11 protein-coding genes are annotated in these 15,629 nt (G+C 73.0%); 9 read left to right on the top strand and 2 right to left on the bottom strand.

All coding sequences use genetic code 11. From position 1 onward, the window contains the following. Positions 1–15: 15 nt before the first annotated feature. Positions 16–2,049: an alpha-1,4-glucan--maltose-1-phosphate maltosyltransferase gene (locus tag ACI8AP_RS08430; RefSeq protein WP_456588888.1), complete on the bottom strand. Its 2,034-nt coding sequence runs from the start codon at positions 2,047–2,049 to the stop codon at positions 16–18. Between the two features lie 159 nt (positions 2,050–2,208). Between ACI8AP_RS08430 and glgP the strand changes: the two genes are divergently transcribed. Together glgP and ACI8AP_RS08420 are read left to right on the top strand one after the other, a co-directional pair. After that, positions 2,209–4,758, top strand: coding sequence for an alpha-glucan family phosphorylase (glgP, locus tag ACI8AP_RS08425; protein ID WP_456588887.1), 2,550 nt, complete (start codon positions 2,209–2,211; stop codon positions 4,756–4,758). 121 nt (positions 4,759–4,879) lie between these two features. Then, positions 4,880–5,836 (top strand): FHA domain-containing protein, encoded by a 957-nt coding sequence (locus tag ACI8AP_RS08420; RefSeq protein WP_456588886.1) that lies wholly within the window; start codon positions 4,880–4,882, stop codon positions 5,834–5,836. 142 nt (positions 5,837–5,978) lie between these two features. Here the strand turns inward: ACI8AP_RS08420 and glgX are convergent, their stop codons facing one another. After that, positions 5,979–8,129, bottom strand: coding sequence for a glycogen debranching protein GlgX (gene glgX, locus ACI8AP_RS08415; RefSeq protein ID WP_456588885.1), 2,151 nt, complete (start codon positions 8,127–8,129; stop codon positions 5,979–5,981). A 70-nt stretch (positions 8,130–8,199) separates the two neighbouring features. Between glgX and ACI8AP_RS08410 the strand changes: the two genes are divergently transcribed. From ACI8AP_RS08410 to ACI8AP_RS08380, 7 genes are all read left to right on the top strand, one after another. Beyond that, positions 8,200–9,006 (top strand): ABC transporter ATP-binding protein, encoded by an 807-nt coding sequence (locus ACI8AP_RS08410; protein WP_456588884.1) that lies wholly within the window; start codon positions 8,200–8,202, stop codon positions 9,004–9,006. Between the two features lie 75 nt (positions 9,007–9,081). After that, positions 9,082–9,861 carry an enoyl-CoA hydratase/isomerase family protein gene (locus tag ACI8AP_RS08405; RefSeq protein WP_456588883.1) on the top strand — a complete coding sequence of 260 codons (780 nt, stop codon included), beginning with the start codon at positions 9,082–9,084 and terminating at the stop codon, positions 9,859–9,861. Positions 9,862–9,866: 5 nt separating this feature from the next. Further along, positions 9,867–10,964 carry an L-cysteine desulfhydrase Cds1 gene (cds1, locus tag ACI8AP_RS08400; protein ID WP_456588882.1) on the top strand — a complete coding sequence of 366 codons (1,098 nt, stop codon included), beginning with the start codon at positions 9,867–9,869 and terminating at the stop codon, positions 10,962–10,964. A 150-nt stretch (positions 10,965–11,114) separates the two neighbouring features. Further along, positions 11,115–12,503, top strand: a complete 1,389-nt coding sequence (locus ACI8AP_RS08395) for a hemolysin family protein (RefSeq protein WP_456588881.1) — start codon at positions 11,115–11,117, stop codon at positions 12,501–12,503. Next, on the top strand, positions 12,500–13,519 hold the full coding sequence (locus ACI8AP_RS08390) for a CNNM domain-containing protein (RefSeq protein ID WP_456588880.1): 1,020 nt from the start codon (positions 12,500–12,502) through the stop codon (positions 13,517–13,519). The genes ACI8AP_RS08395 and ACI8AP_RS08390 overlap by 4 nt, the downstream gene beginning before the upstream one ends. A 171-nt stretch (positions 13,520–13,690) precedes the next feature. After that, a complete protein-coding gene (locus ACI8AP_RS08385) occupies positions 13,691–14,470 on the top strand; it encodes an electron transfer flavoprotein subunit beta/FixA family protein (RefSeq protein WP_456588879.1) in 780 nt (259 codons plus the stop codon). A gap of 33 nt (positions 14,471–14,503) precedes the next feature. Beyond that, the gene (locus ACI8AP_RS08380; protein ID WP_456588878.1) at positions 14,504–15,466 is read left to right on the top strand and encodes an electron transfer flavoprotein subunit alpha/FixB family protein; all 963 of its coding nucleotides are present in this window, start codon (positions 14,504–14,506) and stop codon (positions 15,464–15,466) included. Positions 15,467–15,629 lie beyond the last annotated feature (163 nt).

Here is a 15,629-nt window from a genome sequence, read left to right as displayed (position 1 = left end):
CAGGCGGGTCCTCTTTCAGTCGACCGGCGGGGGGAACTGCACGGGCCGCGGGAAGGTGACCGCGAAGACGTGGGCGGGCTCCCGGTAGGGGTCGAGCTCCACGTAGTTGAACTGGCCCCAGTCGTAGCGGGCGCCGGTCAGCTCGTCGGTGACCCCGAATCGCTCGTGCCAGTCCAGGCCCAGCGCCGGCAGGTCCAGCGCCGTCGTCCCGATCTGGGTGTCGCGGCTGGACAGGTTCACGACGACGATGACGGCGTCGTCCGAGCCCGGGTCGGTCTTGGAGAAGCAGAGCAGGCTGGGGTTGTCGACCTGGTGGAAGCGCAGCGTGCGCAGCTGCTGCAGCGCCGGGTGGGCGCGCCGGACCTCGTTGAGCCGTCGCAGGTACGGGGCGAGGCTCCGGCCGGACGCCTCCGCGCCGGCCCAGTCGCGCGGGCGCAGCCGGTACTTCTCGCTGTCCAGGTACTCCTCGCTGCCCGGCTTCACCGCCACGTGCTCGAAGAGCTCGAACCCGGAGTAGACGCCCCAGGTGGGGCTCATCATCGCCGCGAGCACGGCGCGGATCTTGAACATCGGCGGGCCACCGAACTGCAGCGACTCGTGGAGGATGTCCGGGGTGTTCACGAAGAAGTTGGGCCGCATGTAGTGGCTGTTCGCGGCCAGCTCCCGGCCGTACTCCTCCAGCTCCTCGCGCCCGGTGCGCCACGTGAAGTACGTGTAGGACTGCGTGAAGCCGATGCGCGCCAGCTGGTGCATCATCGCCGGCCGGGTGAACGCCTCGGCGAGGAAGAGCACGTCGGGGTGGCTCTGCTTGACGTCCCAGATCAGCCAGTGCCAGAAGTTCAGCGGCTTCGTGTGCGGGTTGTCGACGCGGAAGATCGTCACCCCGGCGTCGATCCACACCTGGATCACCCGGCGGCACTCCGCGTAGATGCCCTCGGGGTCGTTGTCGAAGTTGATCGGGTAGATGTCCTGGTACTTCTTCGGTGGGTTCTCCGCGTAGGCGATCGTGCCGTCGGGCTTGGTCGTGAACCACTCCGGATGGGTCTCGACCCACGGGTGGTCCGGCGCGGCCTGCAGCGCGAAGTCGAGCGCGACCTCCATGCCCAGCTCCCGGGTGCGGGCGACGAAGGCCTTGAAGTCGTCCATGGTGCCCAGCTGCGGGTGGACGGCGTCGTGCCCGCCCTCGTCGCTGCCGATGGCCCACGGGGAGCCCACGTCGTCGGGGCCCACGTCGTGCGGGTTGCCGCCGGGGAACTGGCTGGAGTTCGGGCCCTTGCGGTTGACCTTGCCGATCGGGTGGATCGGGGGCAGGTAGACGACGTCGAAGCCCATGTCCGCGATCGCCGGCAGCCGGTCGGCGGCGGTGGTGAAGGTGCCGTGCGTCGGGACGCCGCCGACGACGGGCCCCTCCGACCGCGGGAAGAACTCGTACCAGGAGCCGTAGAGGGCCTCGCGACGGTCGACCCACACCTCGTACCGGGGGGAGCGGGTGACCAGCTCGCGCACCGGGTGCTCGTAGAGGTAGCGCTGGAGCCCGGCGGCCAGCGCCGGGGCGATGCGCACGGTCAGCTCCTGCGAGGTGTCGCGGAGCGCGGCGGCGGCGGCCTCCACCCGGCCGCGCCAGTCCTCCTCGGCGTCCGCGGCCACCCGGTCGAGCAGCCGGGCGCCCTCCTCCAGGTCGTTGGCCAGCTCGTCGGCGCCCTGGCCGGCCTCGACCTTGACCTCGACGGCGTGCCGCCAGGTGGCCAGGGGGTCGCTCCAGGCCTCGATGCGGAAGGACCAGGAGCCCTCGCGGTCGGGGACCACGGTGGTGAGCCAGCGGTCGGGCTCCTGCCCGTGCTTCGCCAGGCGGCGCAGCGGGCCGGGGTCGTCCTCGGCGCCGGGTGGGATCCACACGACGTTGGCCGCGACGGCGTCGTGGCCCTCGCGGAAGACGGTGGCGGTGATCGGCAGGTGTTCACCGACCACCGCGCGGGCCGAGAAGGACCCGCAGGACACGACGGGGGCGACATCGGTGATGCCGAGGCGGAGATCAGCGCGGCCAGTCATCGGCGACCACGCTACTGAGCTGCCGCCTCACCAGCATCTCGGCCGCTCGTCCGCAGCTCCCACCTCACCCGTCCGGGGTCGGTGGCCTGCTCCGGCGGGCTCCGCGGGGCACCGCGCGACGGACGCGACGGAGGGCCCGCGACTCGTTAGGCTCGCCGGGTGCGAGCTCTTCGTCGGTTCACCGTCCGCGCGGCTCTGCCGGAGCCGCTCCTGCCGCTCTCCCAGCTGGTGACGAACCTGCGCTGGTCCTGGCACGTCGAGACCCGCGATCTGTTCGAGGCCCTCGACCCCGATCTGTGGGGCCGCTGCGGCGGCGACCCGGTGCGCGTGCTGGGGGAGGTGTCGGCCGAACGCCTGGCCACCCTGGCCAAGGACCGGCGGTTCGTCCGCCGGCTGACCGACGCCGTCGACGACCTGGAGGAGTACCTCGCCACCCCGCGCTGGTACCAGTCGCTGGGCGACGAGGCGCCGCGGAGCATCGCCTACTTCTCCGCCGAGTTCGGCATCAGCGAGGTGCTCCCGCAGTACTCCGGCGGCCTGGGCATCCTCGCCGGCGACCACCTGAAGGCCGCCTCCGACCTCGGCGTACCGCTGATCGGCGTGGGCCTGCTGTACCGGGCCGGCTACTTCAGCCAGGGGCTGTCCGCCGACGGGTGGCAGCTCGAGCACTACCCCTCGCTGGACCCGCACGGCCTGCCGATCAAGCTGCTCCGCCAGGCCGACGGCTCGGCCGTGGTCATCACCGTGCCGCTGCCGGAGGGGCGGACCCTGCACGCGCACGTCTGGCGCGCGCAGGTCGGGCGGGTCTCGCTGCTGCTGCTGGACAGCGACATCGAGGAGAACGCCCCGGGCGAGCGGCTGGTCACCGACCGGCTCTACGGCGGCGACGAGGACCACCGCCTCCGGCAGGAGATGCTGCTGGGCATCGGCGGGGTGCGGGCGCTGCGCGCCTACTGCTCGCTGACCGGCACCCCGCAGCCGGAGGTGTTCCACGCCAACGAGGGCCACGCCGGCTTCCAGGGCGTCGAGCGCATCCGGGAGCTCACCGAGGCGCACGGTCTCACCTTCGCCGAGGCGCTCCAGGCCGTGCGCGCGGGCACCGTCTTCACCACCCACACCCCCGTGCCGGCCGGCATCGACCGGTTCCCGAAGGCGCTCATCGAGCGTTACTTCACCGGCTTCGGCGTGCCGATGGACCAGCTGCTCCCGCTGGGCGCCGAGGACGACCCGACGAAGTTCAACATGGCGCACATGGGCCTGCGCCTGGGCCAGCGGGCCAACGGGGTGAGCGCGCTGCACGGGCACGTCAGCCGGGGGATGTTCAACGACCTGTGGCCGGGCTTCGACGAGAGTGACGTGCCCATCAGCTCCATCACCAACGGCGTGCACGCCCCCACCTGGACCGCGCGCGAGCTGGTGGAGATGGGCACCCAGACCTCCAGCCAGGGTGATCCGGTCACGGTCGACGGGCCGGTGCACTTCGACGGCGTCGACAAGATCCCCGCCGACGTCCTGTGGGGCGTCCGCCGGGCGCTGCGGGGCCGCCTCGTCGAGGAGGTGCGCCGGCGGATCCGGGAGACCGCGCTGTCCCGCGGTGCCACCGAGACGGAGGTCGGGTGGACCGACACCGCCTTCGACCCCGACGTGCTCACCATCGGCTTCGCCCGCCGGGTGCCCTCGTACAAGCGGCTGACGCTGATGCTGCGCGACCCGGAGCGGCTCAAGGCCCTCCTCCTGGACCCCGAGCGACCCCTGCAGCTGGTCATCGCCGGGAAGAGCCACCCCGCGGACGACGGCGGCAAGCGGCTCATCCAGCAGATGGTGGAGTTCGCCGACGACCCGGAGATCCGCCACCGGATCGCGTTCCTGCCCGGCTACGACATCGGGATGGCGCGCTACCTCTACTGGGGCTGCGACGTCTGGCTGAACAACCCGCTGCGCCCGCTCGAGGCCTGTGGCACCTCGGGCATGAAGGCCGCGCTCAACGGCGGCCTGAACCTCTCCATCCGCGACGGCTGGTGGGACGAGTGGTTCGACGGGCAGAACGGCTGGGCGATCCCCACCGCCGACGGCGTCGCCGATTCCGACCGCCGCGACGAGGTGGAGGCCCGGGCGATCTACGACCTGCTGAGCACCCAGGTGCTGCCGCGCTTCTACGAGCGGGACAGCGACGGCGTGCCGGGCCGCTGGGTGGAGATGGTGCGGCACACCCTGCGCGAGACCGGCCCCAAGGTCCTGGCCACCCGGATGGTCCGCGACTACGTCCGCGGGCTGTACGTGCCGGCGGCCGGCTCGGCCCGTGCGATGGCCGCCGACGGCTACGCACCGGCGCGCACCGAGGCCTCGTGGCGGGCGCACCTGCTGTCCCAGTGGCACGACGTGCGCGTCGCCCACGTCGAGGCGACCGGCGCCGGCGACACCCCGGAGATCGGCTCGACCCTCGCGCTGCGGGCCGAGGTCGAGCTGCCGGGGCTGCAGCCCGGCGACGTCCAGGTGCAGGCCGCCTACGGCCGGGTCGACGACGCCGACGGGCTGCACGAGGTGACCACCGTGCCCATGGCCCACGAGCACGCGGACGGGACGCGCCACTGGTTCACCGCCACCGTGCCGCTGGAGCGGACGGGCGCCTTCGGCTACACGGTGCGCGTCCTCCCGCACTCGGAGCACCTCGCCGATCCGGCGGAGCTCGGCGTGGTGAGCACGGCGTAGCCGGGCTCAGCCGGCTCATCCACCACGTCGGCCCCAGCGACACCGTGTGACGTCGTGACGCCCCGGCGTGGCGTCGGCCCGCGCCCAGCCAGACCGCTCGCGGATCACTAGGCTGGACGCCATGCCCGACCGCTGTGAAGTCCTCCCCGGAGATGCCGTCGTCGCCCGCCGTGGCGGCGGCCTGCTGTGGGTCGACGCTCCCGGCTCGCCCGCCCTCGTGTCGGCCCTGCACGCCTGCTTGGGCGTGACGGGTCCCGGGGCCGACCGCGTCCTCGCCGCCGTCGCCGGTCAGCTGAGCTCCCTCGCCTCCGGCAGCGTGTCCTTCGCCCTCGTCGTCACCGCCGACGCCGGAACCGGTGTCGCGCTGTGGGCGGGCAAGGGGCAGCCGGCCGTCGACGGCGTCCCGGTCTCCGGGTCGTCGGTCGAGGGCGGCACGCTCGCGGCCGGCTTCTCGCTGGGGCAGTCGCTCTACGTGGGCCCGGGGCAGTCGGCGCCGCGCACCCCGCCGGGGGTGAGCTACGACCTGGTCGAGGGCACCGTGCCCGGCGGTGGCGCCACGCTGCACCTGGCCGGTGCGGCGCCGGTCGCCGCCGCGGCACCGGTGGCGGCGGCGCAGTCGTCGTTCTCTGCGGGCACGGACGCGGGCTTCGGCGCCGGCCGGGGCTCCTCGGCGGCGTCGGCCCGCCCCGACTCGGGCGAGCAGACCGCCTTCTGGCGGCCGGACCCCGCCGAGGCCACCCCGATCCTGCGGTTCGACGACGGCATGGTGGTCACCATCGACGAGGACCTCGTGCTCGGCCGGCGTCCCGACAACCACGAGATGGTCTCCAGCGGCTCGGCGCGTGCGGTGCCGATAGCCGACACCCAGAACGTGCTCTCCTCCGCCCACGCCGCGCTGACCCGCAACGGCCGCGAGGTCTCGCTGGTCGACCTCGGCTCGCTCAACGGCACCCACGTCGCCGGCCCCGAGGCCACCGAGTGGACCCAGCTGGAGCCGGGTGTGGCCCACCCGCTCTCCGACGGCGACCGCCTGCTGCTGGGCTGGACCGTCATCACCTTCGAGCAGCCGCAGGAGTAACTGCAGCGCGAACCACCGAGAGCCCCCGGCCACCAGGACCGGGGGCTCTCGTGCGTCGTGGGGGCCGCCCGACTGCGCAGTTGATGCAGCTCAGGACGGCGTGCCGCCGCGTGTCGGCGGCAACAACTGCGCAGTCGACGTCTCAGGGGCGGCGTTCGACGCGGAGCAGCCAGACGCAGCGGCCGGGCATCACCAGCGGCCCCGGGGCCACGAAGGTCGGCTCCGGCGGGGTGCCGCGGGCGTACTCGGTGGAGAGCACCAGCTCGTAGCCGTCGGCCCACGGCGGGCCGGGGAGCTCGACGGTCACCGGGTCGGGCCCGGCGTGCACCTGCACCAGGTAGGAGTCGTCGACCACCGGGTGGCCGTGCTCGTCGCGGTGCCGGATGCCGCGGCCGTCGAGGTACATGCCTACCGTCTGCAGCCCGGTGTCGAACCAGTGCCCGGTGGTGAGCTGACCTCCACCCGGGGCGAACCACGCCAGGTCGCGGGTGCCGCCGGTGCCGGCCAGCTCGTGCCCCTCGAAGAACGCCTCCTGCCGCAGCACCGGGGCGCCGCGCCGGAGCCGGACCAGCCGGGTGACGAAGGCGAGCAGGTCCTCGTCGGCGTTGTCCCAGTCCAGCCAGGAGATCTCGTTGTCCTGGCAGTAGGCGTTGTTGTTGCCCCCCTGGGTGCGGCCCAGCTCGTCACCGGCGGTGAGCATCGGCACCCCGGTGGACAGCAGCAGCGTGGCCAGGAGGTTGCGCACCTGGCGCGCGCGCAGGGCGAGCACCTCCGGGTCGTCGGTGGGCCCCTCGACGCCGCAGTTCCAGTTCCGGTTGTGGCTCTCGCCGTCCCGGTTCTCCTCGCCGTTGGCCTCGTTGCGCTTGTGCTCGTAGCTCACCAGGTCGGCGAGGGGGAAGCCGTCGTGCGCGGTGACGAAGTTGATGCTGGCGAACGGACGGCGGCCGTCGGAGCGGTAGAGGTCCGAGGAGCCGGTCAGCCGGTAGGCGAGGTCCCGCACTCCGACGTGGGCGCCCGCCCACACGTCCCGCACGGTGTCGCGGTACTTGCCGTTCCACTCCGTCCACGGGGGCGGGAAGTTGCCGACCTGGTAGCCGCCGGGGCCGATGTCCCACGGCTCGGCGATCAGCTTGACCTGGCTGACCACGGGGTCCTGGTGCACGACGTCGAAGAACGCCGACAGCCGGTCGACGTCGTGCATGGAGCGCGCAAGCGCGGAGGCGAGGTCGAAGCGGAAGCCGTCGACGTGCATCTCGGTCACCCAGTAGCGCAGCGAGTCCATGAGCAGCCCCAGGACCGCCGGCCGGCGCACGTCGAGGGTGTTCCCGCAGCCGGTGTAGTCGGTGTAACGGGCCGGGTTGCCGCCGTCGAGCCGGTAGTAGCCGGGGTTGTCGATGCCCTTGAACGACAGGGTCGGCCCGGTGTGGTCACCCTCGGCGGTGTGGTTGTAGACCACGTCGAGGATCACCTCGATACCGGCGGCGTGGAGCTCCTTCACCATCGTCTTGAACTCGGTCACCTGCCCGCCGCCGCTGCCGGAGGAGCTGTAGGCGGCGTGCGGTGCGAAGTAGCCGAGCGTGTTGTAACCCCAGTAGTTGGTCAGCCCGCGGCGCAGCAGGTGCGGCTCGCTGACGAACTGGTGCACCGGCAGCAGCTCCACCGCCGTCACGCCGAGGGCCAGCAGGTGCTCGACGAACGCCGGGTGGGCGAGCCCGGCGTACGTGCCGCGCAGGTGCGGCGGGACCCCGGGATGACGGGCGGTCGCGCCCTTGACGTGCACCTCGTAGATGACCGTGTCGGACCACGAGCGCCGCAGCGGGCGGTCCCCGTCCCAGGGGAACGGGTCGTGCACGACGACGCCGCGCGGCACGTACGGCGCGGAGTCCTGGTCGTCGGGGACGGCGGAGTCGGGGGCGCCGAACGGGTGGCCGAAGAGCGCGGTGTGCAGCCGGAGCTCGCCGTCGACGGCCCGCGCGTAGGGGTCGAGCAGCAGCTTGGCCGGGTTGAACCGCTGCCCCGAGAACGGGTCGTAGCCGCCGTGCACGCGGTAGCCGTAGCGCTGCCCGGGGCCGATGCCCGGGAGCCGGCCGTGCCAGACCTGGTGGGTGGTCTCCTCGAGGCGGTGCCGGTGCTCGGCGCCGTCGGGGTCGAACAGGCACAGGTCGACGGCGGAGGCGCCGGCCGACCACAGCGCGAAGTTCGTCCCGCGGCCGTCCCACACCGCGCCCAGGGGGGCGGGCGCGCCGGGCAGCACGTCGAGGAGCGGGTGGCCGGCGGCCGGGAGATCGGTCACCGGGCGATCGTGCCAAGTCCTCACCCGGAGCGGGCGCACCGACCGCCGCGCCGCTTGGTTGGATGGGGGCGTGGCGAACCCTGACGCCCCCGAGGGGGCGGTCGTACGGATGACCGGGGTCGACGTCGTCCGGGGCCAGAACCACCTGCTCCGCGGCATCGACTGGGTGGTGGAGGAGGACCAGCGCTGGGTGGTGCTCGGCCCCAACGGGGCGGGGAAGACGACGCTCCTGCAGCTGGCGGCCGCGCAGCTGCACCCGACCCGCGGAGAGGTGCGGCTGCTGGGCGAGACGCTCGGGGCCGTCGACGTGTTCGAGCTGCGGCCCCGCATCGGGCTGACCAGCGCCTCGCTCGCCCAGCGGATCGCCCCGTCGGAGAGGACCGGCGACATCGTCGTGTCGGCCGGCTACGCCGTCGTCGGCCGCTGGCGGGAGCGCTACGACGTCCACGACCTGACCCGGGCCGGGATGCTCATGCAGCAGTGGGGGGTGGCCCAGTACGCCCACCGGCCCTTCGGCACGCTCAGCGAAGGTGAGCGCAAGCGGACCCAGATCGCCCGCGCGCTGATGCCCGACCCCGAGCTGCTGCTGCTGGACGAGCCCGGCGCCGGCCTCGACCTCGGCGGGCGCGAGGACCTGGTGGCCCGGCTGACGGACCTCGCGAAGTACCACTACGCGCCCGCGCAGGTGCTGGTCACGCACCACGTCGAGGAGATCCCGCCGGGCTACACCCACGCGCTGCTGCTGCGGGAGGGCGAGGTGGTGGCCTCCGGTGCGGCCGACGACGTCCTCACCGCCGGGCACCTGTCGGACACCTTCGGGCTCCCGCTCGAGCTGACCCGCACCGGCGGCCGCTTCACCGCCCGCCGGGCTCGCTAGCAGAAGGACCCCCTCCTTCCCACCCCTCGCACGCTCGGGGCGGTCCCCTGGAGGGGCCACGGATAGGCTCCCCGCATGCCCGAATTCGTGACCCTGCAGGTGGCCGACGGTGTCGGCACGATTCGGCTCGACCGGCCGAAGATGAACGCGATCGACGAGCAGCTGCACCTGGAGGTGCGGGCCGCGGCGCTGGAGGCCGGGCAGCGCGACGACGTGCGTGCCGTGGTCATCTACGGCGGGGAGCGGGTCTTCGCCGCCGGCGCCGACATCAAGGCGATGTCGCAGCTCGACGCCACCGGCATGACCGCGTGGGGCAAGGAGCTGCAGGACTCGTTCCGCGCGGTGGCGCGGATCCCGCGCCCCGTCATCGCCGCCGTCACCGGCTACGCGCTCGGCGGCGGCTACGAGCTGGCGCTGTGCGCCGACTTCCGCGTGCTGGGGGCGGGGGCGAAGATCGGCCAGCCCGAGATCCTGCTCGGCGTCATCCCGGGCGCCGGCGGCACCCAGCGCCTGGCCCGGCTGGTCGGCCCGGCGCGGGCCAAGGACCTGGTGTTCACCGGCCGCCACGTCGGTGCGGAGGAGGCCCTGGAGATGGGGCTCGCCGACGCCGTCGTCCCCGACGCCGAGGTGTACGACACCGCACTCGCCATGGCCCGCAAGCTCGCCGCCGGCCCGCCGCTGGCCCTGGCGGCGGCCAAGCGGGCGATCGACGAGGGCCTCGAGCTGCCGATCGAGCAGGGGCTGGACCTGGAGAGCCGGCTGTTCGCCGAGCTGTTCGACACCGAGGACCAGAAGTCCGGGATGCGCTCCTTCCTGGAGAACGGTCCGGGCAAGGCCGAATTCACCGGCCGCTGACCCCCGTGGACGCCGTCGTCGACCGGTCCGACCCAGGCGGCCGGGCGTGGGTCGACCGCGCCGTCTCGGCCGTCGAGGCCGACGCGCGGCGCAGCGCGGACACCCACCTGCTGGTCTACCCGCTGCCGCCCGAGTGGGGGGTCGACCTCTACCTCAAGGACGAGTCCACCCACCCGACCGGCAGCCTCAAGCACCGGCTGGCCCGGTCGCTGTTCCTCTACGGGCTGTGCTCGGGGCAGATCACCGAGGGCAGCACGGTGGTGGAGGCCTCCAGCGGGTCGACGGCGGTGAGCGAGGCCTACTTCGCCCGGATGCTCGGCCTGCCCTTCATCGCGGTGATGCCGCGGTCCACCAGCCCGGAGAAGGTGGCGCTCATCGAGTTTCACGGAGGGCGGTGCCACTTCGTCGACCGGGCCCCGGAGATGTACGACGAGGCCCGCCGGCTCGCCGACGAGTGCGGGGGGCACTACCTCGACCAGTTCACCTACGCCGAACGCGCCACCGACTGGCGCGGCAACAACAACATCGCCGAGTCGATCTTCGAGCAGCTCGCCGCCGAGCGGCACCCGGTGCCGGAGTGGGTCGTGGTCGGGGCCGGCACCGGCGGGACCAGCGCCACCATCGGCCGGTACCTCCGGTTCCGGCGGCACCCGACCCGGCTGGCCGTGGTCGACCCGGAGAACTCCGCCTTCTTCCCCGGGTACGCGGCCGGCGAGCCGGGCTGGACGACGGGGACGCCGTCGCGCATCGAGGGCATCGGGCGGCCGCGCGTGGAGCCCTCGTTCGTGCCGACCATCGTCGACCGGATGATCGCGGTGCCCGACGCGGCGTCGCTGGCCGCGATGCGGCACCTGGAGCAGGTCACCGGACGCCGGGCGGGGGGTTCGACGGGCACCAACCTGTGGGGCGCCTTCGGGCTGGTCGCCGAGATGGTCGCCGCCGGGCGGCAGGGGAGCGTGGTGACCCTGCTGTGCGACGGCGGGGAGCGGTACGCGCGCACCTACTACTCCGACGACTGGGTCGCGGCGCAGGGGCTGGACCTCGCCCCGTACACCGAGATCCTCCGGCGGTTCGCCACGACGGGGGAGTGGCCACCGGCCTGAGCCGCTCGGTCGCGGAACGCTCGGGGCCCACGCACCGTTGGTCGGTCGCGGAGGCGTCGCCCGCCCCCACCGGCCCACGAAGAGAGACATGAGTACGAGTCACAGACGCCCGGCCGCGCCCCCCGGATCCGACGAGGGGGTTCGCGGCCGGTGACCGAGGTCCTCACCCTCCTGACCGGCGTGCTCGTCGTCTTCGGCATCACCGTCGTCACGGGGTACTTCGTGGCGCAGGAATTCGCCTACATGGCGGTCGACCGGTCGGAGCTCACCGCCCTGGCGGCGGACGGTGACTCCGCCGCCGAGCAGGCGCTGACCGTGACCCGTCGCACCTCCTTCATGCTCTCGGGCGCCCAGCTGGGCATCACCGTGACCGGGCTCCTCGTCGGCTACGTCGCCGAGCCCCTGATCGGGCGGTCCCTCGGCACGCTGCTCGGCGGCATCGGCATCCCCGCCGCGGTGTCGGTGGGCATCGGCGCGGTGCTCGCGCTGCTGTTCTCCACGGTCGTGCAGATGCTGTTCGGCGAGCTCTTCCCGAAGAACCTCGCCATCGCCCGGCCCCAGCCCGTCGCCCGGTGGCTGGCCCGGTCGACCGTCCTCTACCTGACCGTCTTCGGCTGGCTGATCCGGGTCTTCGACGCCGCATCGAACCTGCTGCTGAAGGCGCTGCGCATCGAGCCGGTGCACGACGTCGAGCAGGCCGCGACCGCGCGCGACCTCGAGCACATCGTGGAGGACTCACGGGAGAGCGGGGACCTGCCGGCGGAGCTGTCGATGATGCTCGACCGCATCCTCGACTTCCCCGGCCGGGACGCCGGGCACGCGATGACCCCCCGCCCGCGGGTGGACACGGTGACCGATGCCGACACCATCGGCCAGTTGCGCACGCTCATGGCGCAGGGGCATTCCCGGTACCCGGTGCTGGCGGGCGACACCTACGACGTCGTCGGCGTGGTGCACCTGGTCGACCTGCTGACCACCACGGCGTCCGACAGCGCGCCCGTCACCACGATCGCCCGGCCCCCGCTGACCGTCTCCACGTTCAGCCCGCTGCCCGACACGCTGCTCCTGCTCGGGCAGACCGACGACCGGCTGGCCTGCGTCATCGACGAGTACGGCGGCTTCGCCGGTGTCATCACCGTCGAGGACCTGGCCGAGGAGCTCGTCGGTGAGATCACCGACGAGCACGACGCCGAGCACTCGGGGTACGTCCCGGTCGAGGGCGACGGCGTGTGGGAGATGCCGGGCGACGTGCACGTCGACGAGGTGGAGCGGGCGCTGGGCGCCGACCTGCCGCGGGGCGACTTCGAGACGATCGCCGGCCTGGTCATCGCCGTCCACGGAGCCTTTCCCGAACCCGGCACCCGGCTGGAGGTCGAGCTGCCGCCCGACCTCGCCGATCTGGTCGCCGACGGCGCCCCCGCCCCCCGGCAGCTGCGCCTCGAGGTGCTGGCGGTCGAACGCCACGTCCCGTCGCGGGTACGCCTCGAGCTGCCCCGCCGGGTCGAGGCCCCCACCGCGACCGAGGAGGCCGGCCGGTGAGCGGCAGCCCCTGGGTCGTGCTGCCCGCGACGGTGGTCATCGTCGCGCTCAGCGCCTTCTTCGTGGCGGTCGAGTTCGCCGCCCTGGCGGCCAAGCGGCACCGCCTGGAGGACGCGGCCGCCGGCAGCCGCTCCGCCCGGGCCGCGCTGCGGAGCTCCTCGGAGCTGACGCTGCTGCTGGCCGGCTCGCAGCTGGGCATCACCGCCGCGACCCTCGCGCTCGGTGCGATCAGCAAGCCCGCCGTGCACCACTGGCTGACCCCGGTGTTCGAGGCCTGGGGACTGCCGCCTGTCGCCGCAGACGTCGTGGGCTTCGTCCTGACGCTGGTCGTGGTCACGTTCGTGCACCTGGTGGTGGGGGAGATGGCCCCGAAGTCGTGGGCGATCGCCCACCCGGAGCGCTCCGCGACCATGCTCGCGCTGCCCATGCGGGCGTTCATGGCGGTGTTCCGTCCGCTGCTGCGCGTCCTCAACTCGGCGGCGAACGTCCTGGTGCGCAGCGTCGGCGTCGAACCGGCGAACGGGGTCGCAGCCGGTCACGGCTCCGCAGCGTTGCGGCACCTGGTGGAGCACTCGGTGGACGTCGGCGCCCTCGACGCACGGTTCTCGGGCCAGCTCTCCAGCGCCCTGGAGCTCGAGCGCCTCACCGTCGGCGAGCTCGTCCGTCCCGGCGCCCCGCTGGTGGCCGTGGGGGTGCACGGGACCGCCGGTGAGGTGCGCGAAGCCACCCGGACGACCGGGCACCTGCGGATCCTGCTCGACGACGGAGCGGGGATCGCCGGCGTCGTGCACGTCCGCGACACCCTCTCGGCACCGGACGACGCTCCCGCCGAGCAGTTCGCGCGCCCCGTCTTCCGCCTCGACGCGGACACCACCGTCCACGCGGCGTTGACCGCGATGCGGGAGACCAGGAACCACCTCGCGCTGGTGACTCACGCCGGCGCCGTGATCGGCGTCATCACGCTGGCCGACGTGCTGCGCCGGTTGCTGCCGGAGCCGTCGGGGGCGGCGACCTGACCTGACCTTGCCTGCGTCCTGCCGGCCCGCGGGACGCGGGGGAGGTCGGCGTGACGTGCCTCACCGGCCCCTCGTGCCGCAGCAGCGTTACTGCGCAGTAGCCTCCATGATCGGAGCCAGGCGGGTCACCGTGCCCGCGTCTTGAACGCGTCCTGAGGAAGGTTCAGCGCGATGAACATCGTCGTTCTTGTCAAGCAGGTCCCGGACTCGGGAAGTGAGCGGAAGCTGGACCCGGCCGACAACACCGTCGCCCGGGCGTCCGCGGACAACGTGATCAACGAGATGGACGAGTACGCCATCGAGGAGGCGCTCACCATCAAGGAGGCGCAGGGCGGGGAGGTCACCGTCCTCACCGTCGGCCCCGACGACGCCACGGACGCCATCCGCAAGGCGCTGTCCATGGGCGCCGACAAGGCCGTCCACGTCAGCGACGAGGCGATCCACGGCTCGGACGCCTCGCAGATCAGCGCCGTCCTGGCCGCCGCCCTGCAGCAGCTCGAGTACGACCTGGTGATGTGCGGGGCCGAGGCCACCGACAGCCAGATGAGCGTCATGCCCGCCCTGCTGGCCGAGCGCCTGGGCATCCCGCAGCTCTCCGGGGCCCGCAAGGTCACCATCGACGGCGGCACCGCCAAGGTCGAGCGGCAGACCGACGGCGGCTACTGGGCCCTCGAGGCTCCGCTGCCGGCGATCATCTCCACCTGGGACACCATCAACGAGCCTCGCTACCCCTCGTTCAAGGGGATCATGGCCGCGAAGAAGAAGCCGGTCGAGACCAGGACCCTGGCCGACCTCGGCGTCGACCCCTCCACGGTGGGCCTGGCCAACGCCACCACCCAGGTGCTCGACTTCGCCGGCCGCCCGCCCAAGGGCGAGGGCGTCAAGGTTCCCGACGAGGGCGACGGCGCGCAGAAGTTCGTCGACTTCCTCGCCAGCCAGAAGATCGTCTGAGCCCGGCCCGGATCGAAGGAAGAGGAGAAAATCATGGCAGAGGTCCTGGTCCTGGCCGAGCTGAACCCGGCCGGCGGCGGCGTCCGCAAGACCACCCTGGAGGCCCTCACCGCGGCCCGCGCGCTCGGTGAGCCCTCGGCCGTCGTCCTCGGCGCCCCCGGCACCGCGGCCGGCGTGCGCGACCAGCTCGCCGAGTACGGCGCGGCCACCGTCTACGTGGCCGAGTCGGCCGACATCGACGACTACCTCGTGGCCCCCAAGGCCGAGGTGCTGGCCCAGCTGGTGGGCGAGAAGTCGCCGGCCGCCGTCGTCATCCCGTCCTCCCCGGAGGGCAAGGAGATCGCCGCGCGCCTGGCCGTCAAGACCGGCAGCGGCTTCCTGACCGACGTCACCGAGATCGCCGCCGACGGCACCGCGGCCCAGGCCGCGTTCGCCGGGGCGACGATCGTCCACTCGAAGGTCACCACCGGCACCCCGATCTACACGCTGCGCGGCAACTCGGTCACCCCCGAGCCGGCTCCGGCCGCCGGCGCCGAGCAGCCCGTGTCGGTGTCGATCAGCGACGCGGCCAAGCAGGTCCGGGTCGTCGAGCGCGTCGTCGAGCAGAAGAGCAACCGCCCCGAGCTCACCGAGGCCTCGATCGTCGTCTCCGGTGGTCGCGGTGTGGCCAGCGCCGAGAACTTCTCGATCATCGAGGCCCTGGCCGACTCGCTGGGCGGCGCCGTCGGCGCCTCCCGCGCCGCGGTGGACTCCGGCTTCTACCCGCACAGCTTCCAGGTGGGGCAGACCGGCAAGACCGTCTCGCCGCAGCTGTACGTGGCCGTCGGCATCTCGGGTGCGATCCAGCACCGCGCCGGCATGCAGACCTCGAAGACCATCGTGGCCATCAACAAGGACCCCGAGGCCCCGATCTTCGAGCTGGCCGACTTCGGTGTCATCGGCGACCTGAACACGGTCGTGCCGCAGGCCACCGAGCAGATCAACGCCCGCAAGTGAAGGACCCCGTCCTCCTCATGCCTCGCTCCGCTCGGCGTGAGCCTCTGGACGGGGCCGGCCGCGCGGACTGAACCCGCAAGGCTTGAACAACCGGTCGAGCGCCGATCCCTCCGGGGGTCGGCGCTCGACTCGTGTCGGGGGACGGGAAGCAGCCGGGGGCGCG

This window comes from Blastococcus sp. SYSU DS1021 (genome assembly GCF_054050995.1).
This window is presented reverse-complemented; position numbering and strand designations above follow the sequence as displayed.